25 protein-coding genes and 1 other RNA gene are annotated in these 26,986 nt (G+C 55.3%); 8 read left to right on the plus strand and 18 right to left on the minus strand.

Annotated elements, in window-relative coordinates; translation table 11 throughout:
* The first annotated feature begins 54 nt into the window (after nucleotides 1-54).
* Entirely contained in the window at nucleotides 55-1,614 is a 1,560-nt protein-coding gene (gene pdeB, locus MUU51_RS21080) for a cyclic di-3',5'-guanosine monophosphate phosphodiesterase PdeB (RefSeq protein ID WP_258968537.1), read from the plus strand.
* A gap of 100 nt (nucleotides 1,615-1,714) precedes the next feature.
* On the opposite strand, the gene MUU51_RS21085 is transcribed toward pdeB, so the two are convergent.
* From MUU51_RS21085 to yczE, 4 genes are all read right to left on the minus strand, one after another.
* A complete protein-coding gene (locus tag MUU51_RS21085; RefSeq protein ID WP_258968538.1) occupies nucleotides 1,715-2,068 on the minus strand; it encodes a DUF1428 domain-containing protein in 354 nt (117 codons plus the stop codon).
* A 62-nt stretch (nucleotides 2,069-2,130) separates the two neighbouring features.
* Complete coding sequence (locus tag MUU51_RS21090; protein ID WP_258968539.1) at nucleotides 2,131-5,214, minus strand: beta-galactosidase; 3,084 nt, start codon at nucleotides 5,212-5,214, stop codon at nucleotides 2,131-2,133.
* A gap of 106 nt (nucleotides 5,215-5,320) precedes the next feature.
* Nucleotides 5,321-6,391, minus strand: coding sequence for a LacI family DNA-binding transcriptional regulator (locus MUU51_RS21095; RefSeq protein WP_258968540.1), 1,071 nt, complete (start codon nucleotides 6,389-6,391; stop codon nucleotides 5,321-5,323).
* Nucleotides 6,392-6,464: 73 nt separating this feature from the next.
* Nucleotides 6,465-7,079: a membrane protein YczE gene (gene yczE / locus MUU51_RS21100; RefSeq protein ID WP_258968541.1), complete on the minus strand. Its 615-nt coding sequence runs from the start codon at nucleotides 7,077-7,079 to the stop codon at nucleotides 6,465-6,467.
* An 87-nt stretch (nucleotides 7,080-7,166) separates the two neighbouring features.
* Here yczE and yczR point away from each other — a divergent pair, with 87 nt between their 5' ends.
* Nucleotides 7,167-8,597: a MocR-like transcription factor YczR gene (yczR, locus tag MUU51_RS21105; protein ID WP_258968542.1), complete on the plus strand. Its 1,431-nt coding sequence runs from the start codon at nucleotides 7,167-7,169 to the stop codon at nucleotides 8,595-8,597.
* Between the two features lie 139 nt (nucleotides 8,598-8,736).
* Here the strand turns inward: yczR and MUU51_RS21110 are convergent, their stop codons facing one another.
* The 4 genes from MUU51_RS21110 to ffs form a co-directional block, all read right to left on the minus strand.
* A complete protein-coding gene (locus MUU51_RS21110) occupies nucleotides 8,737-8,952 on the minus strand; it encodes a hypothetical protein (protein ID WP_125355527.1) in 216 nt (71 codons plus the stop codon).
* Nucleotides 8,949-9,197 carry a hypothetical protein gene (locus MUU51_RS21115; protein ID WP_159772702.1) on the minus strand — a complete coding sequence of 83 codons (249 nt, stop codon included), beginning with the start codon at nucleotides 9,195-9,197 and terminating at the stop codon, nucleotides 8,949-8,951. Before MUU51_RS21115 ends, MUU51_RS21110 begins: the two co-directional genes overlap by 4 nt.
* A 367-nt stretch (nucleotides 9,198-9,564) precedes the next feature.
* Nucleotides 9,565-10,188 carry a helix-turn-helix domain-containing protein gene (locus tag MUU51_RS21120; protein WP_159772699.1) on the minus strand — a complete coding sequence of 208 codons (624 nt, stop codon included), beginning with the start codon at nucleotides 10,186-10,188 and terminating at the stop codon, nucleotides 9,565-9,567.
* A gap of 380 nt (nucleotides 10,189-10,568) precedes the next feature.
* Nucleotides 10,569-10,665, minus strand: an RNA gene (ffs, locus tag MUU51_RS21125) — signal recognition particle sRNA small type.
* A 235-nt stretch (nucleotides 10,666-10,900) separates the two neighbouring features.
* Here ffs and MUU51_RS21130 point away from each other — a divergent pair.
* On the plus strand, nucleotides 10,901-11,308 hold the full coding sequence (locus MUU51_RS21130) for a dTDP-glucose pyrophosphorylase (protein WP_159772696.1): 408 nt from the start codon (nucleotides 10,901-10,903) through the stop codon (nucleotides 11,306-11,308).
* 62 nt (nucleotides 11,309-11,370) lie between these two features.
* Entirely contained in the window at nucleotides 11,371-11,682 is a 312-nt protein-coding gene (locus tag MUU51_RS21135; protein ID WP_159772693.1) for an MGMT family protein, read from the plus strand.
* Nucleotides 11,683-11,714: 32 nt separating this feature from the next.
* On the opposite strand, the gene MUU51_RS21140 is transcribed toward MUU51_RS21135, so the two are convergent.
* Nucleotides 11,715-12,284 carry a YbaY family lipoprotein gene (locus MUU51_RS21140; RefSeq protein WP_159772690.1) on the minus strand — a complete coding sequence of 190 codons (570 nt, stop codon included), beginning with the start codon at nucleotides 12,282-12,284 and terminating at the stop codon, nucleotides 11,715-11,717.
* Between the two features lie 217 nt (nucleotides 12,285-12,501).
* Here MUU51_RS21140 and tesB point away from each other — a divergent pair, with 217 nt between their 5' ends.
* Nucleotides 12,502-13,362 carry an acyl-CoA thioesterase II gene (gene tesB, locus MUU51_RS21145; protein WP_258968543.1) on the plus strand — a complete coding sequence of 287 codons (861 nt, stop codon included), beginning with the start codon at nucleotides 12,502-12,504 and terminating at the stop codon, nucleotides 13,360-13,362.
* An 82-nt stretch (nucleotides 13,363-13,444) separates the two neighbouring features.
* Here the strand turns inward: tesB and amtB are convergent, their stop codons facing one another.
* The 5 genes from amtB to MUU51_RS21170 all read right to left on the minus strand — a co-directional run bounded on the left by amtB (nucleotide 13,445) and on the right by MUU51_RS21170 (nucleotide 19,379).
* Nucleotides 13,445-14,731 (minus strand): ammonium transporter AmtB, encoded by a 1,287-nt coding sequence (amtB, locus tag MUU51_RS21150; RefSeq protein WP_159772684.1) that lies wholly within the window; start codon nucleotides 14,729-14,731, stop codon nucleotides 13,445-13,447.
* Nucleotides 14,732-14,762: 31 nt separating this feature from the next.
* Nucleotides 14,763-15,101 (minus strand): P-II family nitrogen regulator, encoded by a 339-nt coding sequence (glnK, locus tag MUU51_RS21155; RefSeq protein ID WP_002891893.1) that lies wholly within the window; start codon nucleotides 15,099-15,101, stop codon nucleotides 14,763-14,765.
* 255 nt (nucleotides 15,102-15,356) lie between these two features.
* Entirely contained in the window at nucleotides 15,357-17,135 is a 1,779-nt protein-coding gene (locus MUU51_RS21160; protein WP_258968544.1) for a SmdB family multidrug efflux ABC transporter permease/ATP-binding protein, read from the minus strand.
* Complete coding sequence (locus tag MUU51_RS21165; protein ID WP_258968545.1) at nucleotides 17,128-18,903, minus strand: SmdA family multidrug ABC transporter permease/ATP-binding protein; 1,776 nt, start codon at nucleotides 18,901-18,903, stop codon at nucleotides 17,128-17,130. Before MUU51_RS21165 ends, MUU51_RS21160 begins: the two co-directional genes overlap by 8 nt.
* Before the next feature lie 17 nt (nucleotides 18,904-18,920).
* Nucleotides 18,921-19,379 carry an Lrp/AsnC family transcriptional regulator gene (locus MUU51_RS21170; RefSeq protein WP_168927202.1) on the minus strand — a complete coding sequence of 153 codons (459 nt, stop codon included), beginning with the start codon at nucleotides 19,377-19,379 and terminating at the stop codon, nucleotides 18,921-18,923.
* Nucleotides 19,380-19,491: 112 nt separating this feature from the next.
* Between MUU51_RS21170 and MUU51_RS21175 the strand changes: the two genes are divergently transcribed.
* Entirely contained in the window at nucleotides 19,492-20,544 is a 1,053-nt protein-coding gene (locus MUU51_RS21175) for a PLP-dependent cysteine synthase family protein (RefSeq protein WP_235033649.1), read from the plus strand.
* A gap of 65 nt (nucleotides 20,545-20,609) precedes the next feature.
* Here the strand turns inward: MUU51_RS21175 and cof are convergent, their stop codons facing one another.
* Nucleotides 20,610-21,428: an HMP-PP phosphatase gene (cof, locus tag MUU51_RS21180; RefSeq protein ID WP_258968546.1), complete on the minus strand. Its 819-nt coding sequence runs from the start codon at nucleotides 21,426-21,428 to the stop codon at nucleotides 20,610-20,612.
* Between the two features lie 114 nt (nucleotides 21,429-21,542).
* On the opposite strand from cof, the gene MUU51_RS21185 reads away from it, so the two are divergent.
* Both MUU51_RS21185 and queC read left to right on the plus strand, forming a co-directional pair.
* Nucleotides 21,543-23,246, plus strand: a complete 1,704-nt coding sequence (locus tag MUU51_RS21185; RefSeq protein WP_159772669.1) for an SgrR family transcriptional regulator — start codon at nucleotides 21,543-21,545, stop codon at nucleotides 23,244-23,246.
* Between the two features lie 75 nt (nucleotides 23,247-23,321).
* Nucleotides 23,322-24,017, plus strand: coding sequence for a 7-cyano-7-deazaguanine synthase QueC (queC, locus tag MUU51_RS21190; protein ID WP_159772666.1), 696 nt, complete (start codon nucleotides 23,322-23,324; stop codon nucleotides 24,015-24,017).
* A gap of 56 nt (nucleotides 24,018-24,073) precedes the next feature.
* Here queC and MUU51_RS21195 read toward each other — a convergent pair whose 3' ends face one another.
* The 3 genes from MUU51_RS21195 to ppiD form a co-directional block, all read right to left on the minus strand.
* Nucleotides 24,074-24,472 carry a YbgC/FadM family acyl-CoA thioesterase gene (locus MUU51_RS21195; RefSeq protein WP_110511668.1) on the minus strand — a complete coding sequence of 133 codons (399 nt, stop codon included), beginning with the start codon at nucleotides 24,470-24,472 and terminating at the stop codon, nucleotides 24,074-24,076.
* 99 nt (nucleotides 24,473-24,571) lie between these two features.
* Nucleotides 24,572-24,943, minus strand: a complete 372-nt coding sequence (locus MUU51_RS21200; RefSeq protein WP_258968547.1) for a helix-hairpin-helix domain-containing protein — start codon at nucleotides 24,941-24,943, stop codon at nucleotides 24,572-24,574.
* A 147-nt stretch (nucleotides 24,944-25,090) separates the two neighbouring features.
* A complete protein-coding gene (gene ppiD / locus MUU51_RS21205; protein ID WP_258968548.1) occupies nucleotides 25,091-26,965 on the minus strand; it encodes a peptidylprolyl isomerase in 1,875 nt (624 codons plus the stop codon).
* Nucleotides 26,966-26,986 lie beyond the last annotated feature (21 nt).

Genomic DNA, 26,986 nt, shown 5'->3' on the forward strand with positions numbered 1-26,986 from the left:
TTGCATATAATTGGCAGAACATGATGAATTCAGCGCTGAAAGGAAAACAGGCCCATGACAAGTAAAAGAACGATCGGTCTGGTCGTGGGCGTGCTAATCCTCTCGGTCCTGTTACCGGTCACGCTCAGTGTGTGGCTCGCGCATTATCAGGCAGAAAAAGAGTTTAATCATGACCTCAACCAATATGGTGAACGCACCATATTGCGCACGCATCTGGTAGTGGAACAGGCTAAATCGGCACTGCAAGAAATTGACACCTTTCAGGGCCGGATCTGTAGCCCTGAACATCTGCAGGCAATGCGGCGCGCGTCCTATACGCACCGTGATATCCAGGAAGTCTTATCGCTCAATGGCATGAAGCCGGAATGTTCTTCCCTGGAAAGCCACAGCAGCGAAATGCAGTTTCCGCCGACCAACCGCCGGACCCCGGATGGCTATCGCGTTTGGCTGACCAACAGCAACGACTTGGGCATCAATCATGACATGGTGGCACTGGCGAGCCAACGGCATATGGTGATGATTGATCCCGGTTCATTTGTCGACGTTGTGCCCTTCGCGCAATGGACTATCAACACCGTGTTGATTGGCAGCCAGAGCGGCCGCATTGTCGCCCAAAGCGCACCGTTTGACCTGTTGCTATGGCAGCAGGAGCGCCACAAAGGCAACCACACCTTTGAGCACGACGGTATGCTTTACAACCTGCGCGACTACCCGGATATCGGCTTATCGCAGGTGGTCTGGGCTCCTGTTGCGCCGCTGACCGACAAATGGCACCAGCAATTACTGCTGTGGCTGCCGCTCGGCGTGTTAATCAGCGGGCTCGCATCGCTGCTGATTTTGCGCATGGTGCGCAATCTGCAATCGCCCTATCACCGTATGCTCGACGCCATAAATACCCGCAGCCTCGACGTGTATTATCAGCCGATTGTCTCGTTACGCTCGAGCCGGATCGTTGGCGCAGAAGCCCTGGCCCGCTGGCGACAGCCGGACGGCACCTTTTTGTCACCGGAGATTTTCGTTCCGCTGGCTGAACAAACCGGGCTGATTACGCGCCTCACCGGCCTTATCGTCGAGAAAGTATTTGAGGATTTGGGTCCGTGGCTGAAGCAGCATCCGACACAGCACGTCTCAATCAATCTCGATCCGCAGGATTTGATCACCACGCGGCTGCCCGCCCAACTCGCCCAGCAGTTAAACAAATGGAGTTTAACGCCCTCACAGGTGGCGTTAGAGCTCACTGAACGCAGCTTTATCGATTTGAAAAACAGTGCCAGCACCCTGAGCCAGCTGCGTCAGGCAGGATATGCGCTGTACATCGATGATTTCGGCACTGGCTATTCCAGTCTCAGCTATCTGCAAAATCTCGACGTCGACATCATCAAAATCGATAAGTCATTTGTCGATGCACTGGAGTTTAAAAACGTCACCCCGCACATCATTGAAATGGCTAAAGCATTGCAGCTGGCGATGGTGGCAGAAGGGGTGGAAACTGAGTGCCAGCGCCGCTGGCTGGCGGAGCATGGCGTGCAGTTTGGTCAGGGCTGGCTGTTCTGCAAAGCGCTACCGAAGGCGGAATTCATTACCTGGGCGCAGGAAAACCTCGCACAGGAATGAACGATCCTTTTTCACACCGACGGCTCGACAAACGTCACCTGTTCACCAAAGTGTCCTGAATAAAACGGCTGGCGGCACGCCGCACAGCCGTATTCATCATTTACTCATCGAGGATCGGGGCGAAGCCGCCGTAAATCATCCGTTTACCATCAAACGGCATGCTGTCGCCCATCTCTTTCATCCGCGGATCGGCCATCATCTTCGCGTTGGCCGCATCCCGAACCTCTTTCGAGGGGTATTCAATCCAGCTGAAAACCACTTCTTCATTGTCTTCGGCTTTTACCGCCATGCGAAAATCGGTCAGCTTGCCGTCCGGCACATCGTCTGCCCAACATTCCACCACGCGAGTTGCACCAAACTCTTTAAACAGCAGTGCCGCCTTTGCCGCCAGCGCGATATACGCCTCCTTTTTGTCCGCAGGCACGGCAACGACAAAACCATCAACATACTTCATGAGATAACCTCCGAAGTGAACGGTGCGGCCAGCGTGTCTGACCGCATCCGGCGTTGATAAGTTTAGTCGCGACGCCAGCTGAACGCATAACGCAGGCGGCGCGATGGCAGCAGGAATTCTGGCGATACGCTCGGGCTCCATGAATCGTCACCGCCGACGCCCATGTGGAACGCGTCCAGGTTCAGCCAGCAGCCCGCTTCTTCACGCAGTAAATGCTGATGGCTCACCTCATGCAGTTGCTGTTGACTATAGCGGCTCAGGCCAAAATGGAACGCGCCCTGCCAGAGATTATCGCTGTAGCGCAGTTCGCGGGTGTCGCAGCGCAGGCCATTTTCAGTGGGGAAAATATACGGCGTATGCAGTTTTTCAAGCGGTAACGTCCAGCGCCCCTGACGCGCGGCAAGCTTTCTGTCGGGGTAGTTTTCATGCGGTCCAAGGCCCAGCCACGATGCCTCTGGCGCAATGTGGACCAGCTGACAGCACAGGCCGATGCGCGAAGGCTCAGGGATATCGGTCGCCACGGTGACGTCGATTTCTGCGTGTAGTATGCCGTCGTCGTCGACGCGCCAGCACTTATCCGAGATAAACAGCGTTTTCTGCTGATGCTCCCAAACGTGGCGCGTGTGAATCACCACCTCATCGCCCTGCTGGCGGGCTTCACAATGCAGCAGACGGGCATTCATGGCGTACAGCCCGGCGGCCTTCCAGCGTTCAACCCAGGCGTTCGGATCGATGCGCGTGGCTTCGCTGACGCCAATATCGTTATCCAGTGGCGCGCGGGTGAAGTTATCCATCACTGGCGTCAATAATCCCGGCTGCTCGTCACGCCACCACTGGCTCAGGTGTCCGCTTTCCCGGCAAAAAGCCCAGCGCTGGCTACCGTGGGTGACGGTGAAAGCTTTTTCACTCACGGCCAGCTCCGGTGCATAACCCGCAACATGCGGGGCAGGCACGGCGAGCGGCGCGGGCAGCGGCCATTGGTCCCAGGCGCAAAGATGATTGGCCTCAGACCAGGCTGTGGCATCGGTCTGCCACACCTCGACGTTCAGCCAAATTTCACCCTCGCCCGCGGGCAGCGTCATGTCCGAAAGCTCAAGCAACTGGCTGCTCTGCGGCGCCAGATTCAATTCGCATTCGCCTTCGGCCAGACGTTCACCATCGCGCGAAATCCACCAGCATAAACGCTCGTTATCGCTGTGGCGGAACAAGTATTCGCTGCAGATTTCCACACGCAGCGGCGCGAGCGAATGCAGACAGAACTGGAAAAACTGCTGCGCGCGTTTGGCTTCAAACAACGCCGGATGCGGCGTGCGATCCGGGAAAACCAGGCCGTTCATGCAGAACTGGCGATCATTGGGCGTGTCGCCAAAATCTCCCCCGTAGGCCCAAAATGTCTGCCCATCGGAATCGGTTTTACACAGCGCCTGATCGACCCAGTCCCAGACGAATCCGCCCTGTAAACGTGGGAACTCGCGGAACGCCTGCCAGTATTTGGCAAATCCGCCAAAGCTATTGCCCATCGCATGGGCGTATTCACAAAGGATCAGCGGTCGCGATTCTTCCGGCAGACCGATCCATTTTTTCAGCGACCATTTCGGTACCGCCGGGAACAGCTGATCCTGATCGACCCGCGCGTACATCGGGCAGATGATATCGGTCGCGGCGCTATTCGCCCCGCCGCCTTCGTACTGGACCGGACGCGTCGGATCGGTGGTTTTCAGCCAGCGATACAGCGCATCGTGGTTCGCACCGTGCCCGGATTCATTACCGAGTGACCAGATAACGATCGACGGATGGTTGCGATCGCGGCTCACCATGCGCGTCACACGCTCGCTCATCGCCGGTAACCAACGAGGATCGTCCGCCAGACGACTCATCGGCACCATGCCGTGGGTTTCAATATTCGCCTCATCCACCACATACAGTCCGTAGCGGTCGCAGAGTCGGTACCACAGCGGATGGTTGGGATAATGCGAGCAGCGCACGGCGTTAAAGTTATTCTGCTTCATCAGCAAAATATCCTGCCGCATCGTGGCTTCATCCACGGCCTGCCCGGTTTGCGGGTGATGCTCGTGGCGGTTCACGCCGCGGATAAGCAGCGGTTTGCCGTTGAGCGTCAGCAGGCCATCAACGATGGCTACCCGGCGAAAACCAACATCGCAGGCTTCGGTTTCCAGCGCCTGGCCGTCGGCGTTAAACAGGGTGATCGTCAGTCGATAAAGATTCGGGATCTCCGCACTCCACAATTGCGGTTCGTTTACCGGAATGGCCAGCGCTAACCGTTCGGCCCAGTTGCCGCGTTCATCGACAGTGTCGCTGCCCGGCTTTTGCCGTTGGCGGCCAATTTCCTCGCCATCACGCCAGAGCACCGCTTCCACTTCGGTTTCGTTAAACGCCTCACCTTCCAGCACCACGTTAAGCTTGAGCACACCGCGGCTGAAATCCTCGTTCAAATCCGTGACGTGATAATAATCAGCAATCCGCGTCGGGGGCTTATGCAGTAGCGAGACGTCGCGGAAAATGCCGCTCATCCGCCACATGTCCTGATCTTCCAAATAGCTGCCGTCGCACCAGCGCAGCACCATCACCGCCAGCCGGTTGCGTCCGGCCACCAGCACCTCGCTGAGGTCAAATTCCGCAGGCAGGCGACTGTCCTGGGAGTAACCAATCCATACGCCGTTGCACCATAAATGAAACGCAGAGTTCACACCGTCGAACACAATTCTCGTCTGCCCTTTTTGCAGCCAGCTTTCCGGCACCTCAACGTCGCGCGAATAGCAGCCGGTCGGGTTGTCGGCAGGCACCTGCGGCGGGGTGACCGGAATGGGATAGGTGACGTTGGTATAAATCGGCGTATCAAAACCCTGCATCTGCCAGTTCGACGGCACCGGCATGACGACGGCATCGGGCAAATCGCCTTCGAGCCAGACATCCGGCACCGCTTCAGGGGCGCTAAAGAAGCTAAAACGCCACTCACCGTTGAGGGATTTTAGCGAAGCTGAAGCCGCGTCTTGCTGCCCCGCAAGTGGATTGCGCCAGCTGTTCATCGGCGCGTGGGCCGCTAAACGATGCCATTGCGTGACGCCGGGGTTTTCCCAGTCACGACGAGCCAGTTGCAGAGCCAGGGTGGTAGGTGCAGATGTCATCAGATAAACCTCTTTGCGAAGCGCTCACAATTTCAATCAGAATGCACCGATCGGAAAAAAGGGTAAAGGATCCTGTCGACAAGAAGCGAGCACGATCACAAAGCGATTATGGCAGGCCCAATTTATTCGCCAGCGCCGCCAGTTGGTGTAAACGATGGGCCAGATCTTCCGGCGGTTCCTGCTGAGCAGGCGCGGTTGATCCACGCACCACCAGCGTCACCGGCAGCCGGGTCTGGCTGATAACGCCTGCCTCGCGTTCGCCCGTTAGCCAGTCAACGCCCTGCTCGCCCGCTTCGCGAAACGCCTGACGAATGGTGGTCAATGGCGGCGTAAACCATGCGCTGTCGGTGGTGTCATCATAGCCGACGACCGACAGCTGCCCCGGCACCGCAATGCCCTTTTCAGCACAGGCCCGCAGCACGCCGAGCGCCATCTGATCGTTCGCCACCAGTACCGCGTCAGGTTTAGTCGCATTCGCCAATAAACCGTGAGCTTTTTCATACCCCGACTGCGCGCTCCAGTCTCCTCTGGCTACCGCGCATGGCGTCAGCCCGGCCGCTGCAAGCGACTGCTGCCAGCCCGCCAGGCGCGCCCGCGCCGAGACGGATGTTGCAGGCCCTGCCAGTAGCGCGATACGTGAATGCCCCTGTTCAAGAAGATGCGTCACGCCAAGCTGCGCCCCCTGCGAAGGGCTGAACACGAGGCTGTTCACCGCTGCTTGTTCACTGACATCAAGAAATAGCACCGGCAGCGGCGCGGCCAGCTCCCGTAGCCGCTGCGCAACGTCATCTTCCAGCGGAACGTTGATCATCAGGCCATCTACGCGCTGTGCCAGCAGTTCCTGCACCGCCTCCCGGCAGCAGGTTTCCGCATTGTCCGTGACCATCGAAATCAGCACCGCGTAGCCTTGATCATCCGCACGCTGTTTCACCGCTGACGCGATTTGTGACGGCGCATGCAACGCCAGATCGGCGCTGATAAGCCCCAACGTCGGCTGGCGTTTACCCGCCAGAAGCTGCGCGCCACGGTTGGGAACATAGTTGAGTTCAGCCATTGCGCGCTCGACGTTTTCACGCGTGCGCGCCGAGACGTTCGCCGCCTGATTTATCACGCGGGAAACGGTCTGGTAGGAAACGCCCGCCACACGGGCGACATCGTAAAGGGTGGTAGTTTTCATCGTTGTGGCATCCGGGAAGCAATGCCGTCAGTGTAACGGATAATCCCGCCGATGACTGTGAGCGCTTCGTAAATTAGCTCAGGACTTTTTCTTTTTTTAGCACCGGACGTGCGATGGATTCCGTGCGGAACCACGGTAAACAGACCTGGATCAACGGGCCAATCGCCAGCGCATAAACCAGCGTGCCGATCCCCACGCTGCCCCCGAGAAAATAGCCGATAACCAGCACCGTGACTTCAATCGTGGTGCGGATCCCTCGAATCGACCAGCCGGTGCGAGCGTGGATCCCCGTCATCAGTCCATCGCGCGGCCCGGGGCCAAAACCGGCACCGATGTACATTCCGGTCGCCAGCGCATTCAATATCACCGCGATGACCATCATCCCACTTTGTAGCCACAGTGATTCCGGCGTGGGGATCACGACAATCGTGGCATTCGCTGCCAGGCCGAGCACAATCACATTGCTGATAGTCCCGAGTCCCGGACGCTGGCGGATTGGGATCCACAGCAGCAATACCAATGCCCCGGTGAGGATCATTACCGTGCCGATATCCAGTGAAAAGACTTTCCCGACCCCAAGATGAAACACATCCCAGGGATCAGCGCCCAAATTGGCCTGCACAAACATCCCGGTGGAAATACCATACAGGCATAACCCGACGTACAGTTGCAGTAAACGACGCAGCATAACGACCTCATTATTAGTTGCTGAAAAACGCATCATCGTTAAAAATGGACTGATTATTAATGACCAGTTTTATAAAAGTGGACTGCTATGTCTCTTCGTCGTTCCGGTAGTCAGTCGTTGGTAAGCCTGCTGGGTCATTGGCAGGAAACCCCATCCCGCACTCCACTCTGGCGTCAGCTGGCCGAGGCGCTGCGGCTGTTAATTCTCGATGGTCGCCTGGCGCTGGACAGCCGTTTGCCTGGCGAACGCGAGCTTTCGACCGCGCTCGGCGTAAGTCGCACCACGGTTGCCAGCGCGCTGGCCCAGCTGCGTGATGAAGGCTACATAGTCAGCCGTCATGGCAGCGGTTCCCGGGTGATTCTACCGGCGCAGCAGCCCCAGGTTCCGACCAGAATGAACACCGTGCAGGCGCTGGACTTATCCATTGCCGCACTCAACGCCGGGCCAGAAATTCATCAGGCTTATCATCACGCGCTGTCTCTTTTGCCACAGCATTTAGCCAGTACCGGTTACGATCAACAGGGTTTACCGGCACTGCGTGAAACCGTTGCGCAACACTATTGCGCCCGTGGTTTGCTGACGCGCGCTGACGAAATCATGATTGTGAACGGAGCGGTGAGCGGGCTGGCCTTGATTCTGCGGCTGTTGACTGGCCCTGGCGATCGGGTGGTGGTGGATAACCCAACGTATCCGCTGGCGATTGCGGCGATCCAGGGTGCGTCCTGCCGCCCGGTTGGTGTGTCACTGCCCGCAGAAGGCTGGGACGTAGACGGTCTCACCGCCACATTCGCGCAAACGTCACCGCGTCTGGCGTATCTGATGCCTGACTTTCATAACCCGACCGGACGTTGTATGGACGGCCCGACTCGCCAGCGCATCGCCGATCTTTCAGCGCGCACCCGCACCACGCTGGTGATTGATGAAACAATGGTCGATCTCTGGTACAACGCCCCACCACCACCGCCGCTGGCTGCATTCAACCCAGATGCGCCGGTGATAACGCTGGGTTCAACAGGCAAAAGTTTTTGGGGCGGTTTGCGACTCGGGTGGATCCGCGCCTCATCGCGCACGCTTTCTTCGCTGGTACAGGCGCGCGATACGCTGGATTTAGGCTCGCCGTTGCTGGAACAGCTTGCCACCGACTGGCTGCTGGAAAATGCCGACCACCTGCTGCCGCAAAGACGAAAAATGCTCGCCGCCCGTCGGGATATGTGCAGCATGTTAATGGCGGAATATTTCCCTCAATGGCGCTATACACAGCCGGAAGGCGGACTGTCATTCTGGGTGGAATTACCGGATATGCTCTCGACGTTGTTTGCAGCGCGGGCCGAAAGTGTGGGGATTCATTTGTGCACGGGGACGCGATTTGGACTGGCTGGCGCATTCGACCGCTGGCTACGGTTGCCGTTTACGCTGGACGACGAAACGCTACAAATCGCCTTCAAAACCTTGCAACCGGTCTGGAATTCTCTGAACGGTCAGCAGAATAATTTACGAGCAAGAAAAATAATCTACTAAAATAGCGACGCGCTAATAGCAGCTATTAGCGCGTCAAAATAATTCGTCCATGACTCATGAGATGATTTGTGTGTTTCTTATCGCCGAACAGGATCCTGTTTTCAGGTTTCAGTAATATGACATGAAGTTGATGTTTTTATTAATGCTGGCGTGGGATCGGGAAGCCTTTAACTGAGATAATAAAGCTGTCACCGTCTTTTTTAATTTTTGCACCGGTGTCGCACCAGTCGGATGCAATGCGAAAGAACTCATCGCTGCCGACATTCCAGTTCAGGCGCACATGCTTAACATACCCTGAGCGGAGCATTTCACAGGCTTCTCCGTAGTTAGCGGCTGTTGAAAGTTGTTGTTTCATTTTCTCTTCTTCAGAATTTTGCGTATCGCTTTGATTTCTTTAGGAGTAAGAGAGGATGACTCTTCTTCGGTATGCTGACTGTCTACCTCACCTTCGGATACTCCCACCTCTGATGCCGTTTCTAGCGCCAGCTGCAGAAGACGTTGAGTTGCTGCGCTCAAGGTCTCGTTATGGACTTCCGCATAATGACGTAATTGCTCTTTTAAATCGTTTTCAATTTTAACATTCAAAACTGCAGTGGTCATGATCAAACTTCCCGTGCAATAAATTAACATGATTAATACACGAAGATGACAGGCCGATCCACAGATATATTTTACTTATGTTCGAGATACATTATCACCCAAATTTATTATCGGCCTAATATATGACAGTTAAGTGACAGTAATATTTCATTCCTGTGACGGCAACAGCAGGAGAGCAGATAAATGTTTAAGATTCGAGAAATGCACGGGTCACATTGAGAGGGCGTCTCGCTGTCGCTTTCACTTCTCAGACTTTATTGCGCAACGCCCCGTGCATCTTGCGCAATATAGCATAAACTGCAGACAACAAAAAATAGTCCCGTAGTTTATTATCGCCTCTAAAATAATAACCAAGAGGCGAGTCTGATTAGTCAGGCAGATTATTTATCTTCAGTTTGTACCCACCGCGCTCATAATCGATATACTTGTTCCTTTTTAACGAGGAAACAACATTTAGAATACTACTGCGTGATAAGCCGGTACGCTCCTGAATATAGCTAAGAATGTTAACTTGATATTTCCTCTCTGTCGGAAGCTTATCCAGCTCTTGAAGATACTGATGAACCACGGGCGGCGTGCGTTGATTCACAATCTGCATATCGCGATACAACATGAAAGTGGTGTGGTAGGTTGATAACTCTGCGACCGCACGCCATAAACTGAGTCGTTCAATCTCAGGGATCACAAGCGATGCATCTACGCGAATGAGTGTACACGCCGTCTCGGCTCGAATAAGGTTACTGCGGATAGGGCAAAACATTTCAGTAAAACCAAGGACATGGGGCTCATTCGTCGTCCCCAAAAGGAGTCCATCAGATATCCTTAATACTGAGACTTCGCCTTGTATGACCAGATAAATATAAGATTTGTCACGCGTCCCCCAGGCAATTCTTTTTCGTGCAACAATATGTATTGTTTCGCCTAAAGGCGTAAGGGCGTTGATTAAAGTGTCAATTGCATCACCGGGACGTTTTGGTGGGCAAATCACCATATTCCATTCCTCTTTAACTTCAAAATTAGAACTACCAAATAAAAATTGCAGAATAATTATAGAGCGAAGACTATGGTATTACACCCCTATTAAATTAATGAAACGAAAGAAACAGCATTAAATTTAAAATTAAATAAAGACGCTTTCATTTTGCACAAACCCCAAGAAAGCTCTGATAGATGCAACGACCCGTCATATAAAGAGCAGCACGCAACAAGCAATAATATGCTTTATTTCGTTCTCGCGTCAGAGCTGTTGTTTATCCTGGTATTGCATAAGGTACATAGCCAACATCGGCGAACAGAGGCATGACCTGAAGGAATGAAAAAAAATAAAAAAAGGGGGGGGAAATCAGTGAGTTACCCAGAAATGGGTGGGGGCCCTGCCAGCTACATCCCGGCACACACGTCGTCTGCCCTGGCTGCTTCCTTCCGGATCTGACCTGGTGAACAGAGTAGCGTTGCGGGAGAACCAACAGAGCCCCCATTGAGAGCGTTATTCCTAACGCGCTGACGCATTATCCCTGCGCGGCCCGGCAATTGCAACCCACCGCGGTCTGGATGATGGTTTATTGTGCGACTGTACCTTTACTGGGGTCCTGCGGGAACAAGATTTCCATATTGCGAACTTGCTCTCAGCAAAACCTGGGAGAGTGTCCAGACTGTTTTAATGCCATCGGACATCCGTCTTTCTTCTTTTTTAGGGGTCGACAATGATCAAATCACTGCCTTTGACACTCACGCTGCCAATGCCCGCTATCGACGAAGTGACTCTTGCCCATCAGGGCCTCAACTATTTACGCCCCAGCGTGGTGCTGGATTTTATCAGCGTCAGCCCTAACGCTTTGCTGTTTGTCACCCCGGTGGCAGTGCTGTTCGCCTCGCTTGGCGTGGTCGGCCACGTGCCGCTGCGCAGGATACCCGTGGCGGTTTCCGGGCGCGTAACCTATCCCATCAGCACCCAGGTACTCCCGGAATTGCGCGGTAAGCTGATTATCAACACCGCCTCCAGAAAGCTGAAATTCCTCGAAAATCAGGTGGTCAAACCCGATGAGTTTGCGCCGAGTACCTCGCAGGTAATTGGCCTGGCCCTGGAGTTTACCTTCCAGCAGCCCGAGTGATCTCCACCTTCACAAGCTGAAGTGCGTCGCTTATCCTGTGCTTTTCCCAACTGGAAAGCGCTATGGAACCCATTGATTCATTTCCGCACCGGGTGTGGCAAATCGTTGCAGCCATCCCGGAAGGTGCTGTCACGACCTACGGAGACGTCGCGCGGCTGGCGGGTTCGCCTCGCGCGGCGCGTCAGGTGGGTGGCGTTCTGCGCCGTTTACCGGAAGGATCAACCCTGCCATGGCATCGGGTGGTGAATCGCCATGGCAATATTTCCCTGACCGGGCCAGATCTCCAGCGTCAGCGCCAGGCGCTGCTATCGGAAGGCGTTCAGGTATCGGGTAGCGGCAAAATTGATATGCAGAAGTATCGCTGGAATTACTGATCCCTCCCCCGCGAGGAGGAGGGAAGCCGACGTTATGGGATTTGCGTCGGGGCAGGTACGGCGGACGACGGGTTCACTTGAGTCGGTGAAGTCGACGGTACGGTTGTTGCCGCACCACCATCAGTCGCCACCGGCACTGGAGTTTGCTGCACAGGCACCAGTGTCAGGTCAGCTTTGGTGCCACCGTCATTGATAACCGGCTGCACCGTATCGGTAATGAACACCAGTTTATCGTTGATGGTCACTGCCGCACTCAACAGGATCCGCGCGTTTGGCTGAATATCTGCCGGGTTATACGGCAGCACGAAGCTGAACGGTGCCTGTTTCCCTTCCGTACGCGTGACTTTCTGAGAAAGCACTTTCGACGGCGCATCTGCCAGAGAAGCATCCGACAGCGTTACCGTCAGCACCGCATCCGGTGGCAGGGCCACTTTCTGGCGGATCCAGGCGGTACCAGAAACGTTAGGTTGCTGAATGGCAGGTTGTGTAGCCTCAGAGGGGTTCGGGCTTGGTGCCGGTGTCTTGATATCCGCACTTTTTTGAGCACAGGCAGACAGTGCAACCGCAACCGCTAAACCACTTAACATGTGCACGAGTTTCATTATGTTCTCCTTATCATCCATGCACTCACAGGATTAAATCCTGCAAGAGTGAGTGGTTAAAACATTTGTGACGCAGTAAGTGTGGCACAGATCTCAGATATTTGCCTGTAATCGCGCCGTTATTCAGATAATTGCACCCATCGGACCACTTCGAAAACTGCGTTATACTGTGGCTATTCCCGCGCAGCACGCGGTCTTTTTACCTTTGAGGACATTTATGAGTCAGGCTCTCTCTAATCTGCTAACCCTGTTAAATCTGGAAAAAATTGAAGAGGGATTGTTCCGCGGTCAAAGTGAGGATCTGGGCTTACGCCAGGTATTTGGCGGCCAGGTCGTCGGTCAGGCGTTGTATGCCGCTAAAGAAACCGTGCCTGTCGACCGTCTGGTGCATTCGTTCCACAGCTACTTTTTACGCCCAGGTGACAGCCAAAAACCGATTGTGTATGACGTTGAGGTACTGCGCGATGGCAATAGTTTCAGCGCCCGCCGCGTGGCAGCTATCCAGAACGGCAAGCCGATTTTCTATATGACCGCCTCTTTCCAGGCGCCGGAATCGGGCTACGAACATCAAAAGCAGATGCCGCTGGCCCCTGCCCCTGATTCGCTGTCATCCGAAACCGATATTGCCCGCCAGCTGGCGCATCTTCTGCCCCCACAGGTGAAGGAGAAGTTTCTGTGTGATAAACCACTGGAGATCCGTCCGGTCGAGTTCCATAACCCGATGAAGGGCCACGCGGCTGAGCCAAAACGCCAGGTATGGATCCGCGCCAACGGCACGGTGGCCGATGATTTCCGCGTGCATCAATATCTGCTGGGCTATGCATCTGATTTTAACTTCCTGCCGGTTGCCCTTCAGCCGCACGGCGTGGGCTTCCTCGAAAAAGGGATGCAGGTCGCAACGATTGACCATTCCATGTGGTTCCATCGCCCGTTCAATATGAACGAATGGCTGCTGTACAGCGTGGAGAGCACCTCTGCGTCGAGCGCGCGCGGTTTTGTGCGTGGCGAGTTCTATACTCAGGATGGCACCCTGGTTGCCTCTACGGTGCAGGAAGGCGTAATACGTAACCGCAATTAACCCTTTGCCGTAATGCAAAGAAGCCTCCCAATGGGAGGCTTCTTGCGCTCTGGAGATAACTCAATCTGTCGGACGCTGGCAATTATGCGTTATACGCATTCTCGCCGTGGCTGTTGACGTCCAGACCTTCGCGTTCCTGTTCTTCCGGAACACGCAGTCCCACAGTCAGGTCAGCCAGTTTGTAACCGATGAAAGCCACCACGCCAGACCAGACAATCGTCAGACCGATACTTTCCAGCTGTACCAGAACCTGATGGCCCATGGTCACGCCTTCCGCATAGCCGACGCCACCCAGTGAAGTCGATGCGAAGATGCCGGTCAGGATACAACCTACAATCCCGCATACGCCGTGTACACCGAACACATCGCATGGGTCATCCACACGCAGCCAGCGTTTCAGAGCAGTGACGCCCCACAGACCGGCCAGGCCCGCCGCGATACCGACAATCAGGGAACCACCCACGCCGATGTAACCACAGGCAGGAGTGACCGCCACCAGACCGGCGATTGCACCAGAACATGCGCCCAGCAGAGAAGGCTTACCGCGTACCGCCCACTCACCGAAGACCCAGGCCAGAATCGCAGCCGCAGTCGCCACTACGGTGTTCAGGAAAGCGAGTGCCGCAATTTCGTTGGCGGAGCTTGCGGAACCGGCGTTAAAGCCGAACCAGCCCACGTACAGGATAGCCGTGCCGGTGAAGACCATTGGCAGGTTATGCGGTTTGAACGCTTCTTTGCCAAAGCCCACGCGTTTGCCAATCAGGTATGCGCCCACCAGGCCCGCAACTGCGGCGTTGATGTGAACAACAGTACCGCCCGCGAAGTCCAGCGCGCCATGCGTGGCCAGCAAACCGCCGCCCCAGACCATATGCGCAATCGGTACGTAGGAGAAGGTCATCCACACCACCACGAAAATCAGCACTGCGGAGAAGCGAATACGCTCCGCCAGCGAGCCAACAATCAGGCCGACGGTGATACAGGCGAATGAACCCTGGAAGGCCACGTGGATGTACTGATAGAAGGTGCCCATCAGCGCTTTCAGTTCGATGCCTTTCAGCAGCACCCAGTCGAAGCTGCCGAAGAAGTTGCCGCCGGTGCCGAACGCCAGGGTATAGCCGTAAACCACCCACAGCACGCAAACCAGTGCGAAGGTGACGGTGACCTGCGTCAGCATGGAAAGCACGTTTTTGCCACGGATCAGGCCGCCGTAAAACAGCGCAATCCCGGGGATACTCATAAACAGCACCAGCGCGGTGCTGATCATCATAAAGGCGTTGTCAGCTTTATCGGCGACCGCAGGCGCCGCCAGAGCCAGGCCCGGCAACAGTGCCAGTACAGCTGGGGCAATTTTCAGTAGAGTTTTGTTCATTTTCTCGATCCCTATCACTGTGTGCCAGGCGTTACAGAGCCGCTTCGTCGGCTTCGCCAGTACGAATACGAATGACGCGTTGCAACTCGGCGACGAAGATCTTGCCGTCGCCAATCTTGCCGGTGTATGCCGCTTTACTGATCACGTCGATCACCTCATCGAGCTGATCGTCGGCGATCGCCACGTCGATTTTCACCTTCGGCAGAAAATTGACGCTATATTCGGCACCGCGGTAAAGCTCGGCATGGCCTTTCTGACGCCCGAAGCCTTTCACTTCGGTCACGGTCAGCCCCTGAATACCAATGGAAGACAGCGCTTCGCGAACGTCTTCGAGTTTGAATGGTTTAATCACCACGGTAACCAGCTTCATAGATCCCCTCCAGTCAGAATTCGGTAATGGCGGCAGCTAACACCTATGAGGTAAAGCAATCGGCGTGCCAGAAATTAAAACCGGAGATCATCCAGAAGATTCTGGCCTTTTCTGTGGCTGCGTAGAGCAGTGCTGTTCGACTTAACGGAAATGAGAAGCAGGAAGGAAAAACAAAACGCACCATTGCGGTGCAAGGTGAGTTTTGTTTTTGCACCAGCGCGCGCTGGTGTGAGTAAATTGCTTAATCGTGGTGCATCAGGCGATAAGCGTTTCTTCTTCGATACTGGCCGCCAGTTCTTCCCCGGCAAGTTGCAGTTGATACATCTGCCAGTAACGCCCTTTGGCTTCAAGAAGTTGCTGATGCGTGCCCCGCTCCACCGCCTGTCCACGGTGGAGCACCATGATGGTATCGGCCTCAACGATGGTTGAAAGACGGTGGGCGATCACCACCAGCGTCGTACGCTGTCGTACCAGCGCCAGCGCCTGTTGGATCGCCTGCTCGGTGCCGGAATCGATATTTGCGGTGGCTTCATCGAGGATCAAAATTTGCGGGGTATCCACCAGCACGCGGGCCAACGCCAGCAGCTGTTTCTGTCCGACCGACAGATTATTGCCCTGCTCACCGAGTCGGGTGTAAATCCCGTCGCTCAGGGTGCGTGCCAGTTCTGCGAGCTGTACCGTTTCCAACGCCTGCCAAACCTGTTCCTCGCTGATATCACGGCCCAGCGTGACGTTGGCAAAGAACGATTCGGCCAGCACCACCGGGTCCTGCTGCACCATCGCCACGCCCTGACGAATGACGCCGTGGCTCAGCGACGATAGCGGGCGTCCATCGAGGCGAATTTCGCCTTTGCTCAGCGGATAGTAGCCCATCAGCAAGCTGGCGAGCGTACTTTTACCGCTGCCGGTATGCCCGACCAGCGCCACAAAGCTGCGCGTCGGCACGTTAATGTTGATGTCCTGCAGCACCAGACGATCGCCACGGTAGGCGAAAGAGACATCGTCAACGTCGATCGACCCGCTTTGCAGCGGTGCTTCATCTGCGCCGTAGTTCTGACGCGGTTTGTCCATCAGTTCAAACACGCGCTCGCCCGCCACCACCGCCTGCTGCAGCATCGACTGCTGAGTGGTGAGTTCAATTAACGGCTCATTTAAACGCCCGAGGTAGCTGATAAACGCATACAGCACGCCGACTTCAATCGTGCCGGTGCTGCTCAGTCCAAACAGCATCAGCAGGCCGCAGAGGATCAGTGAGGAGAACAGACTCAGCAGCGGACGCAGCAGAAAGCCATCCAGACGCAGAGTCTGCATGCGGGCCATGTAGTGCGAGCGGCTCGCTTCCCCCATCCGTTCGCCAAAACGCGCCTGCTGGCGGAACTGCTGAATAACGCTCATGCCGTTGATGACTTCGTTGAAACCGTCGTTGATGTCCGCCAGATAGGCGCGGACGCGACGCACAATTGGCGTGCTGTAGCGCTGGTAAATCAGCATCACCACGATAACCGCCGGGAAGATGGCGATCGCCACCAGTGCCATGCGCCAGTCGAGGCTGAACATCGCCACTAGCATCGCGCTGATCAGTGCTGCGCTGCGTAGCACCGTAGAAACCACGGTGACGTAAAGATCGCGAATCACTTCGGTGTCATTGGTCACACGTGAAATCAGCTGCCCGACCGGCTGCACGTCAAACTCGCTGAGCGGCTGGCGCAGCGCGGCGTCCATCACGTCGGTCCGTAATTGTTGTACCACGCCGACAGCGGCACGGTTAAACAACAGCGACTGCGCATAGTGCAAGGATGCCGCCAACAGCTGCAGACCTACGTACGATGCGGCAAGACCGATAACAATGCCCCACGGCAGATAGCTTTTCGCCACCATATTATCGATGAAATAACTTATCAGCAGCGGGCCGGTGACTTCCGCGATGGCGGCAATCCACATCATCACCATCCCGATGCCTAACGGCTTGCGCCACGGCGACCCGTAGGCCAGCAGGCGTTTGAGCGTTGGCCAAAGTTGTCCGAAACTACGCATCGGCTTCCTCCTCACGCTGCCCTTCCGGCACGTCGTTGAGCGCCGCCTCCAGCTGTTGATAACGATACATATCGCGGTACCAACCGGACTGAATCGCCAGCTGCTCATGTTCGCCGCGCTGGGCAATATGTCCATGCTGCATGACGATAATCTCACTGGCTTCGGTCAAGGCCGACAGGCGATGCGCACTGATAATCACCGTCCGCCCTTCGCCCCACTGTCGCAGGTTATGCAGGATTTGATGCTCTGTGCGCCCATCGACCGCAGACAGCGCATCGTCGAGGATCAGAATTTCAGCATCCAGCAACAGCGCGCGGGCGATAGAAATACGCTGCTTCTGCCCACCGGACAGCATCACGCCGCGCTCGCCCACTTCCGTTTCATAGCCCTGCGGCAAACGTAAAATGTCTTCATGCACGCTGGCAAGCCGCGCCACATGCTCAATTTCTTCCTGCGTCGCCCCCGGTTTGCCGAGCGCAATATTGCTGCCCACGGTATCGGAGAACAGGAACGGGGTCTGATTGACCACCGCCAGTCGGCTACGCCAGCTGTCGAGCTGCAGTGCCGTCAGAGGCAAATCCTGGAAACGAATGTCGCCCTCAGTGACGTCAAAATGACGCTGTATAAGCGACAACACCGTCGATTTTCCGGCACCGGTTGGGCCGCAGATCCCCAGCATCTGACCAGGCTGCAGGTTGAACTGCACATTATGCAGCGTCGGCTTTTCGGTTTGCGGATAGCAGAACTCGCGGATATTCACCGCCAGCGTGCCGCGATCGGGCGTCAGTATTTGCGTACCGTCGTCCACCACCGGCGCTTCGGAGAGCATGGCGCGGATTCGGGTGTAAGCGGCACTGCCGCGCTCGACAATATTAAACATCCACGCCAGCGCCAGCATTGGCCAAATCATCAGCCCGAGATACATCATGAAGCTGGTCAGCTGGCCGAGCGTCAGAGTGCCGTGCACCACCATCCAGCTGCCGCCGGAAATCGCCAGCAAGTTCGCCATACCGATTGCGATGTAAATCGTCGGATCGAAACGCGCATCCACCCGAGCCACACGCATGTTTTTCGCACCAGTATCTGCCGCATCGGCCGCAAACTGCGCCGACTGACGGTCTTCCAGACCAAAGGCTTTGATCATGCGGATGCTGGTCAGGCTTTCCTGCGTGCGGTCATTCAGACCGGAGAACGCCGCCTGCGCCAGCTTGAAGCGGTTATGCAGCGTGTCGCCGTTACGCTTGATAGCCAGCGCCATGACAGGCATCGGCACCAGCGCCAGCAACGTCAGTTCCCAGCTAATTTGAGTCGACATGACGATCAGCACTGCGCAGCCCATTACCAGCGAATCCACCAGCGTGAGCACGCCTTCACCAGCAGCAAACACCACGCGGTCGACGTCGTTGGTCGCGCGGGCAATCAAATCCCCGGTGCGGTGACGCAGGTAAAATTCAGGATGCTGACGGCTGAGCTGGCGATAATAATCTTCACGCAGTTCAACGGCGAGCTGATAGGACGCGCCGAACAGCAGCACGCGCCAGACGTAGCGCAGCAGATATACCACCACCGCAATCAGCGCCAGCGTCGCTACCCACATCATAATGTGCGTGGTGGTGTAGTGTTGTTGCGTCACGCCATCTACCACGATGCCCACCACCTTCGGCGGGATCAGTTGCAGAATGGCAATAATGATAAGCAGCAGGACCGCGCCAAGATAGCGGCGCCATTCCCGACGGAAATACCAGCTGAGTTGAGCAAATAATCGCACGCAGAATTACCCAGAGCTTATTCAACTGGCAGCGCGGTAGTGTACTTAATCTGTTCCATCGCAAAGCTTGATGTCACGTCAGATAAGCCCGGCACGCTGTTAACCAGTCGTTTGTAAAAGTCGTCGTAGCGTTTCATGTCCGCTACCTGTACCCGCAAGAGATAGTCGTACTCGCCCGCCATGCGCCAGAAGCCAAGCACTTCGGGCATTTGCGTCACCTGTGACACAAAGCGGCTATACCATTCACTGCTGTGATGCTGGGTTTTTATCAGCACGAACGCCGTGAGTCCGAGCCCTAATTTTTCTGCATCCAGCAGCGCCACTCGTGCACGCAAAACGCCTTCGTCTTCGAGGCGTTTCAGGCGTTTCCAGCAGGGCGTGGTGGTCAGATTAACGGCATCGGCGAGCGCCTGCAAAGAGAGGGTACAATCCTCCTGCAGCAGCGCCAGCAGCTTACGGTCAATTTTATCTATCATTAGCGCCCCATGGAGAAAAATATTCTCTCTTAATTGTATTTCAAAGGCTATATAGCAACAATTTTTTCCGTGCTTTCCGTTAAGCTGGGCACAAAATGACAAACAGGACGTAATGATGAACAGCACCTGGGTAAAACACGCCATCAGTGAGATTAACGCCGACTATCAGCGCTCTGCGGACACGCACCTGATTCGCCTGACGCTGCCCGCCTTCCCCGGCATTCAGCTCTACCTGAAAGATGAAAGCACGCACCCGACCGGCAGTCTAAAGCACCGCCTGGCGCGCTCACTTTTTTTATATGGTTTGTGCAACGGCTGGATCAAAGAAGGCACCACGATCATCGAAGCGTCGTCAGGATCGACGGCGGTTTCCGAAGCCTATTTTGCGCGCCTGCTCGGCCTGCCGTTTATCGCCGTGATGCCGTCGTGCACTGCGAAACGCAAAATTGAACAAATCGAATTTTACGGTGGTCGCTGCCACTTTGTGCAAAGCGCCTGCGAAATCTACGAAGCCTCTGAAAAGCTGGCCCGCGAGCTGAATGGTCATTATATGGATCAGTTCACCTACGCCGAGCGCGCCACCGACTGGCGCGGCAATAATAACATCGCCGACAGCATTTTCCGCCAGATGCAGCATGAACCTAACCCGGTTCCAGCCCATATCGTGATGAGTGCAGGCACCGGCGGCACATCGGCTACCATCGGGCGCTATATTCGCTGCCAGGGTTACGACACGCAGCTAACGGTGGTTGACCCGCAGAACTCGGTATTTATGGACTACTGGCAGCAGCGCGATGCAACATTGCGCAGCCCGGTTGGCAGCAAAATTGAAGGGATTGGCCGCCCGCGCGTCGAGCCGTCGTTTATTCCTGACGTGGTCGATAACATGCTACGCGTGCAGGATGCAGCAAGCGTCGTCACCGCGCATTGGCTGGAAACGCAACTGGGCCGCAAAGTGGGGGCTTCAACGGGCACCAATATGTGGGGCGCGTTACAGCTTGCCGCGCAGATGCGCAGCGCGGGTCAGACTGGCTCGATTGTGACCCTGCTGTGTGACAGCGGCGAACGCTATCTCGAAACCTACTATAACCCGCAATGGGTGGCCGCAAATATTGGCGAACTTGCCCCGTCGCAGATTGCGCTGTCGGAGCTTATCGGACAGTAATTAACGACCGCAGAAAAGAAAAAAGCCAGGCATCATACGAAGCCTGGCTCGCCGGAAGGGTCTCGTCATTCGGGGGAATAAGGGAGATGTGGTGTATCCAGCCAATGAGTCAAAAAGTGGGACACCGCCTGATTCTGGCAGTGGCCGATAACCGGTAAGTGCGGTAACGCCGCTTTCAGCTGCGGCATGGCGTTGCCCATAATCAGGCCTTTACCCACCTGCCCCAGCATTTCGCTGTCGTTCATCGCGTCACCAAAGGCCATGCAGTCTGCCATCGTCATGCCGAGATGAGTGCTGAGCGTCGACAGCGCTGCGCCTTTATTGCTGCCGACGGGCAGCACTTCCAGACATTCGAACGCTGAAAACGTCAGATGCGCGCGGGCACCCAACGCCTCATTGAGCTGAATCCGTAAACGGCTGAGATCGTCATGATCGCCGCAGAAACAGATCTTGGTGACATCATGGGCTGGCAGACGTTTGAAATCGCAGAGCTGATAACGGAACCCGCTATAAACGTGCGCCTGTAGCATGTCCGGAATATCTTTGTCCGTCAGCCAACCGCTGTCGTTAAACACATGCATGCTGGCCTGCGTATCCCAGTGGCTGTGCAGAACGAGGTCTGCTACTTCGGGATCGAGATCGCTACGGTGTAACACTTCCCCTTCCAGAGAATGAATGCGCGTACCGTTTCCGGTTATCAAGAAGGCGTCGAGGGAGAAGTTACCAATCAGATGGCGCATTTCGAGGACATGGCGACCGGTGGCAAACGTCAGCGTAATTTCCCGCTCGTGCAGGCGTTTCAGCGTACTCAACGTTTGTTCACCCAGACGATGGTCGGGCATCAACAACGTCCCGTCCATATCAAATGCAGCCAGTCTTGCCATATTCTTCCCCGGAGGTGTGATGAAAGTCTCTTGTGCGAAAGTATCGCCTGAGATATACGGAAGGAATAGTGAATGATTAAATTTTATTGTTCCGGGTTTTCCAGGTGAGCGACGATGCGTCAACTCAACAGACTTAACCAGTTTCAAAGATTGTGGCAGCCCTCTTCCGGCGCGCCGCAGCAAATTACCGTCGCCGAACTGGCGGAACGTTGTTTTTGCAGCGAGCGACATGTGCGTACGCTTTTGCGTCAGGCGCAGGATTCTGGCTGGCTTAGCTGGCAGTCCCAGTCAGGCCGTGGAAAGCGCGGCACGCTGACGTTTCACGTCACACCCGAGACGCTGCGTAATGAGATGATGGAGCAAGCGCTTACGCTCGGCCAACAGCAGAATGCGCTGGAACTGGCACAGCTTGCGGCCCCGGAGTTGCGCGCCCTGCTACATCCGTTTCTCGGTGGCCAGTGGCAGAACAATACTCCGACGCTACGTATTCCCTACTATCGCCCGCTCGAACCGCTGCACCCTGGTTTTCTGCCTGGTCGTGCGGAACAACATCTGGCAGGACAGGTTTTTTCCGGCCTGACTCGCTTTCATCAAAATACCGCCGAGCCGCTCGGCGACCTGGCCCATCACTGGGAAGTGTCGGCCGACGGTTTACGCTGGCACTTTTACATCCGTTCAACGTTGCACTGGCACAATGGCGATCCGGTTGATACCACGCAGCTGCATCGGCGCCTGGAAATGTTACTGGCGCAGCCTGCTCTGCGGACGCTGTTCGCCAGTGTGCAGCGCATCGAAATCACTCACGCGCAGTGCCTGACCTTCACGCTGATCAAGCCAGACTTCTGGCTCGCGCATCGTCTGGCCAGCTATTGCAGCGTGCTGGCGCATCCGGATAACCCAGCCATCGGCACCGGTCCGTTCCAGCTGAAAATTTTCGAACCTGAATTGGTAAGACTAGAAAGCCATAACCGCTACCATCTGACGCACTCGCTGTTGCAGACCATCGAATACTGGATTACACCGCAGCTGTTTGAGCAGGATTTGGGCACCAGCTGTCGTCACCCGGTGCAGCTGGCGATTGGTGAAGCGGACGACCTGAGAAAATTACGGCTGGTGAGCGACAGTATTAGTCTCGGTTTTTGCTACCTGACGCTGCGAAAAAGCGCGGCGCTTACCACGCCACAAGCGCAAAAACTGATTACCCTCATTCACCGGACATCGCTAATGCAGACGCTGCCCCTGGATGAAAACCTGATTACGCCAAGCCATGAACTGCTACCCGGTTGGGAAATTCCGTTGGCAGAAGACTCCGAGTCTGTCACCTTCCCGGCAACATTGACGCTCATCTACCATTTGCCTGTTGAACTTCACACCATGGCCGAACAGCTTCGTCAGGCGCTGGAGAAACGAGGCTGTAAGCTGACGGTTATTTTCCATGATGCCAAAACCTGGGATGGCTGCCCGAATTTATCGCAGGCGGATTTGGTGATGGGCGACAGGCTGATTGGCGACACGCCTGAATACACGCTCGAACAATGGCTGCGCTGCGATCCGCTGTGGCCACATACGCTCAGCCCGGCACAGTATTCCCACCTTCAGGCCACGCTTGACGCGGTTCAGACGCAGAAAAACCCTGAATCGCGCCATGCAGCCCTGCAAAACGTTTTCCATCATTTGATGGATACGGCAGTACTGACGCCGCTGTTTAACTATCAGTACAAAATCAGCGCGCCGCCGGGTGTGAACGGCATTCGTCTCAACGCCCGAGGCTGGTTCGATTTCACCGAGGCCTGGCTGCCCGCCTCTACGGAAACGTAAAGCACGTCTTGTAGCTGGTCGGCATCGCCGCCAAACGCTACCATAGCGTTTTCTTAAATATTGACAGGATTTGCTATGAAACGCGCCGTCGTGGTTTTCAGCGGAGGTCAGGACTCCACCACTTGCCTGGTTCAGGCTTTACAGCAGTATGATGAAGTGCACTGCGTGACGTTTGATTATGGACAGCGCCATCGCGCGGAAATTGACGTCGCACGCGAACTTGCACTGAAGCTTGGTGCTCGTGCGCACAAAGTGCTGGACGTTACCCTGCTGAATGAACTTGCGGTGAGTAGCCTCACCCGCGACAGTATTCCGGTTCCGGACTACGAACCGGAAGCTAACGGCATTCCGAATACCTTCGTGCCGGGCCGCAACATTCTGTTCCTGACCCTGACCGCGATTTATGCTTATCAGGTTAAAGCAGAAGCGGTGATCACCGGGGTGTGCGAAACCGATTTCTCCGGATATCCGGATTGCCGGGATGAGTTCGTAAAAGCGCTCAACCACGCGGTGAACCTCGGTATGGCAAAAGAGATCCGCTTCGAAACGCCGCTGATGTGGATAGATAAAGCAGAAACCTGGGCGCTTGCAGATTACTGGGGCCATCTCGATATGGTTCGCAGCGAAACCCTCACCTGCTATAACGGTATCAAAGGCGATGGCTGTGGCCACTGCGCGGCCTGCACGCTTCGCGCCAACGGCCTGAATCATTATCTGGCCGACAAAACCGGCGTCATGGCGGCATTGAAAGCGAAAACCGGCCTGAAGTAAGTACGTACTCCCCCGGCGGCAATCTGCATGCCGGGGTTCTTTTCTACCATTTCAATTTATTCGACCATTTCTTCCAGATGAGCGCGAAGTTCACCGTCCAGCGGCAATGCTTTTTGTGTTTTCAGATCGATACAAACAAACGTAATCTGCGCATCAGCCACCACTTCCCCTTCAGGCTCCAGCGTCACGACCTGGCTTAACACACCGCTTTTGCCGTTCAGTTGCTGCACCTTACTGGTCACCGTCAGCAGGTCGCCCAGTACCGCGGGACGACGATAATTGATGTTGATATTCACCACGACGAACGCGATATGGTGCTGGCTCATCCATTGAAAGCCCGCGCTGCTTTCCAGCCCATCCCAGCGAGCCTCTTCGAGAAATTCAAGGTAGCGAGCGTTATTAACGTGTTGATAAACATCCAGGTGATATCCACGAACTTTAATTTGGGTCTGCATAGCGCAATAGCCTTTGTTATTTATAGAGTCAGAGGTCGCACACTGGTACGACCTCTTCAGTCTGGCATTTTTTTGCTACTGTGCAAACTCTCCCAGAGGTCAGAGCATCAGATGTGAAAGATTTCTTTCGACAAGCGCACCGCCCATACCTGGCACCTGACGTAAATCGTCAATGGCTTTGAACGGACCGTATTCTTCACGATAGCTGACAATAGCCTGGGCTTTCTTCAACCCTACGCCATTCATCACCCGGGCCAGTTCGTCAGCGCTGGCGGTGTTGATACTGACCTTATCGCCGGCACTTTGGTTTGCTGTGGCTGCCTCGTTGAGTTTTTCAGGGCTCGCAGGGACTGCTGCGGATTTGACATCCACAGGGGGTTTACCTGCCGCCGTGGCAGCCAGAGCGTGAGAACCGATACCTGAAATGGCGAGAGTAAGAACGAGAAGTACTGTTTTGATTCCTGATTTCATGCTGTATCTCCTTGTGTGTTGACAGCGACGTCACGATAACCAGATGGAGAAAACAGTACAAAGGGCAGATTTCAAAATTGGAAAAGGCCGCGAAAGCGGCCTTTAAATATTGCAGTGCGTTACGAAATTCTGCGAGCGTGCTCGACGTTATTGCTGTTGTTCAGCGATGTCGCCCAGCTTGATCTTCGCTTCTTTACGCAGGTTTGCCATCAGTGCTTCGAAAGCCACCTGGGCGTTGTTCTGGGTGATCCCCTGAACCATCGCTTTCTTCTGTGCTTCCGGCATGGTGCCGTCTTTCACTTCGTCCAGCGACAGAATAACAACGTTACCCTGCATATCAGAACCGACACCGTAGCTCGCTTTGCCTTTCTGAGGCAGTGGCAGTGTGAACGCGGTCTGGCTCAGCGGATCCTGACCAGTACGGCTCAGGGTCTTCGCTTCACCAAAGCTCAGGTTCGCCGCTTTCATCGCGTCGTCGCCTTTGCCTGCTTTCAGGTCATTCAGCAGCTTCTCTGCGGTGATGTTCGCCTGCTGCACCGCTTTGGTGTGCTTGACGATGTCCGTCACCTGCGCTTTCACCTCTGCCAGTGGTTTGACCGATTCAGCTTTATGCTCGCTTACGCGCAGCACGAACGCACGGTCGCCATCGACGGTGATGATGTCAGAGTTACTACCCGGGGTGCCATTTTGCCCCACCAGACCGCCCTCAAAGATAGCGTCAGATACCGGTTTGAAATTCAGCTCGGCTGGCAGATTGTCATGGCCAAACCAGCCAGTTTCGACGGCTTTAACGCCAGAAACCTGCTCTGCGCCCGCCAGAGATTCGTTATCGTTGCTCGCCGCATCGCTCACTTTCTGCTGCAGAGCGTAGTAAGCATCCAGCGCTTTTTCCTGCTTCACTTTCGCCGCGATATCATCATGAACATCGGCCAGCGGTTTAACTGTCGCAGGCTGAACGTCATCAAGACGCGCGACCAGGAAGCCGACGGAAGATTTGATAACACCGGACAGCTGACCTTTGTCTTTCAGACCCGCATTTTTCAGCTCGTCCGGCGTGGTAGACGCTTCCAGCCAGCCCATGTCCCCGCCATTTTTGGCAGAGATAATGTCGGTGGATTTCGCTTTTGCCACGTCAGCAAAGTTTGCGCCTTTGGTGATCTCATCCAGCGCGGCTTTTGCATCTGCTTCGGTTTTGGTCTGAATCACGCTGTAGCGTACACGCTGTGGCTGAGTGAATTGATCCTGGTGCTGATCGTAGTAAGCCTGGATGTCGTTGTCAGCTGCCGTTTCCTGCATCGCCGCGGCGTCCAACTTGATGTAGCTGACGCGATACTGCTCCGGCGCAACAAATTCATTCTTGTGCTGCTCGTAGTAGCTGTTGATTTCCTGATCGCTCACCTGCTGCTTCGCCGCCAGGGCATTCACATCAAGCGTTGCTTCGCGCACGACGCGCTGCTGGGAAACCAGAGAAGCCAATTCGTCCGTTTCGCCCGGGAGCATGAACTCAGAACCTACGATGGCGTTGATCAGCTGTTGAGTGACCAGTTGGTTACGCAGCGCCTGCGCGTACTGATCGGTCGTCATGCCCATCTGGCCTACGATACCGCTGAAACGCTGGTTATCGAATTTGCCATTGGCCTGGAACGCCTGAGTCTGGAAAATCGCCTGTTTTACCTGCTCATCGCTGATGCCAAGGTTCAGGTGTTTCGCATACTGGTCGAGAAGGGATTCGTCGATAAGACGGTTGAGCACCTGCTGACGCATGGTCTTCATGTAGTTTTCGTTGGAAGCCAGTTCAGAGAACTGATCGCCCAACTGCTGCTGCATGCGATTTCGCTCGCTGGCAACGGCATTTTCATACTGTGCGCGGCCAATTTCCTGGCCATTCACTTTCGCGGCGTAATCTTTGTTTCCGCCAATCAGGTAGCTGCTCACGCCGGTCAAAATGAACGACACGATAATGATACCGAAAATAATCTTGAGCACGACACTATTGGCTGCCGTACGTAAGGAGTCCATCATGGTGTAACAACGCTCCGCTGT

The organism is Scandinavium manionii (assembly GCF_024764775.1).
In the GTDB taxonomy this organism is placed as follows: Bacteria; Pseudomonadota; Gammaproteobacteria; order Enterobacterales; family Enterobacteriaceae; genus Scandinavium; species Scandinavium manionii.

Bases quoted from the DNA above. Each gene is read 5' to 3' on its own strand.
- pdeB (WP_258968537.1), top strand. From the start codon at position 55: ATGACAAGTAAAAGAACGATCGGTCTGGTCGTGGGCGTGCTAATCCTC.
- MUU51_RS21085 (WP_258968538.1), bottom strand. From the start codon at position 2,068: ATGAAGTATGTTGATGGTTTTGTCGTTGCCGTGCCTGCGGACAAAAAG.
- MUU51_RS21090 (WP_258968539.1), bottom strand. From the start codon at position 5,214: ATGACATCTGCACCTACCACCCTGGCTCTGCAACTGGCTCGTCGTGAC.
- MUU51_RS21095 (WP_258968540.1), bottom strand. From the start codon at position 6,391: ATGAAAACTACCACCCTTTACGATGTCGCCCGTGTGGCGGGCGTTTCC.
- yczE (WP_258968541.1), bottom strand. From the start codon at position 7,079: ATGCTGCGTCGTTTACTGCAACTGTACGTCGGGTTATGCCTGTATGGT.
- yczR (WP_258968542.1), top strand. From the start codon at position 7,167: ATGTCTCTTCGTCGTTCCGGTAGTCAGTCGTTGGTAAGCCTGCTGGGT.
- MUU51_RS21110 (WP_125355527.1), bottom strand. From the start codon at position 8,952: ATGAAACAACAACTTTCAACAGCCGCTAACTACGGAGAAGCCTGTGAA.
- MUU51_RS21115 (WP_159772702.1), bottom strand. From the start codon at position 9,197: ATGACCACTGCAGTTTTGAATGTTAAAATTGAAAACGATTTAAAAGAG.
- MUU51_RS21120 (WP_159772699.1), bottom strand. From the start codon at position 10,188: ATGGTGATTTGCCCACCAAAACGTCCCGGTGATGCAATTGACACTTTA.
- MUU51_RS21130 (WP_159772696.1), top strand. From the start codon at position 10,901: ATGATCAAATCACTGCCTTTGACACTCACGCTGCCAATGCCCGCTATC.
- MUU51_RS21135 (WP_159772693.1), top strand. From the start codon at position 11,371: ATGGAACCCATTGATTCATTTCCGCACCGGGTGTGGCAAATCGTTGCA.
- MUU51_RS21140 (WP_159772690.1), bottom strand. From the start codon at position 12,284: ATGAAACTCGTGCACATGTTAAGTGGTTTAGCGGTTGCGGTTGCACTG.
- tesB (WP_258968543.1), top strand. From the start codon at position 12,502: ATGAGTCAGGCTCTCTCTAATCTGCTAACCCTGTTAAATCTGGAAAAA.
- amtB (WP_159772684.1), bottom strand. From the start codon at position 14,731: ATGAACAAAACTCTACTGAAAATTGCCCCAGCTGTACTGGCACTGTTG.
- glnK (WP_002891893.1), bottom strand. From the start codon at position 15,101: ATGAAGCTGGTTACCGTGGTGATTAAACCATTCAAACTCGAAGACGTT.
- MUU51_RS21160 (WP_258968544.1), bottom strand. From the start codon at position 17,135: ATGCGTAGTTTCGGACAACTTTGGCCAACGCTCAAACGCCTGCTGGCC.
- MUU51_RS21170 (WP_168927202.1), bottom strand. From the start codon at position 19,379: ATGATAGATAAAATTGACCGTAAGCTGCTGGCGCTGCTGCAGGAGGAT.
- MUU51_RS21175 (WP_235033649.1), top strand. From the start codon at position 19,492: ATGATGAACAGCACCTGGGTAAAACACGCCATCAGTGAGATTAACGCC.
- cof (WP_258968546.1), bottom strand. From the start codon at position 21,428: ATGGCAAGACTGGCTGCATTTGATATGGACGGGACGTTGTTGATGCCC.
- MUU51_RS21185 (WP_159772669.1), top strand. From the start codon at position 21,543: ATGCGTCAACTCAACAGACTTAACCAGTTTCAAAGATTGTGGCAGCCC.
- queC (WP_159772666.1), top strand. From the start codon at position 23,322: ATGAAACGCGCCGTCGTGGTTTTCAGCGGAGGTCAGGACTCCACCACT.
- MUU51_RS21195 (WP_110511668.1), bottom strand. From the start codon at position 24,472: ATGCAGACCCAAATTAAAGTTCGTGGATATCACCTGGATGTTTATCAA.
- MUU51_RS21200 (WP_258968547.1), bottom strand. From the start codon at position 24,943: ATGAAATCAGGAATCAAAACAGTACTTCTCGTTCTTACTCTCGCCATT.
- ppiD (WP_258968548.1), bottom strand. From the start codon at position 26,965: ATGATGGACTCCTTACGTACGGCAGCCAATAGTGTCGTGCTCAAGATT.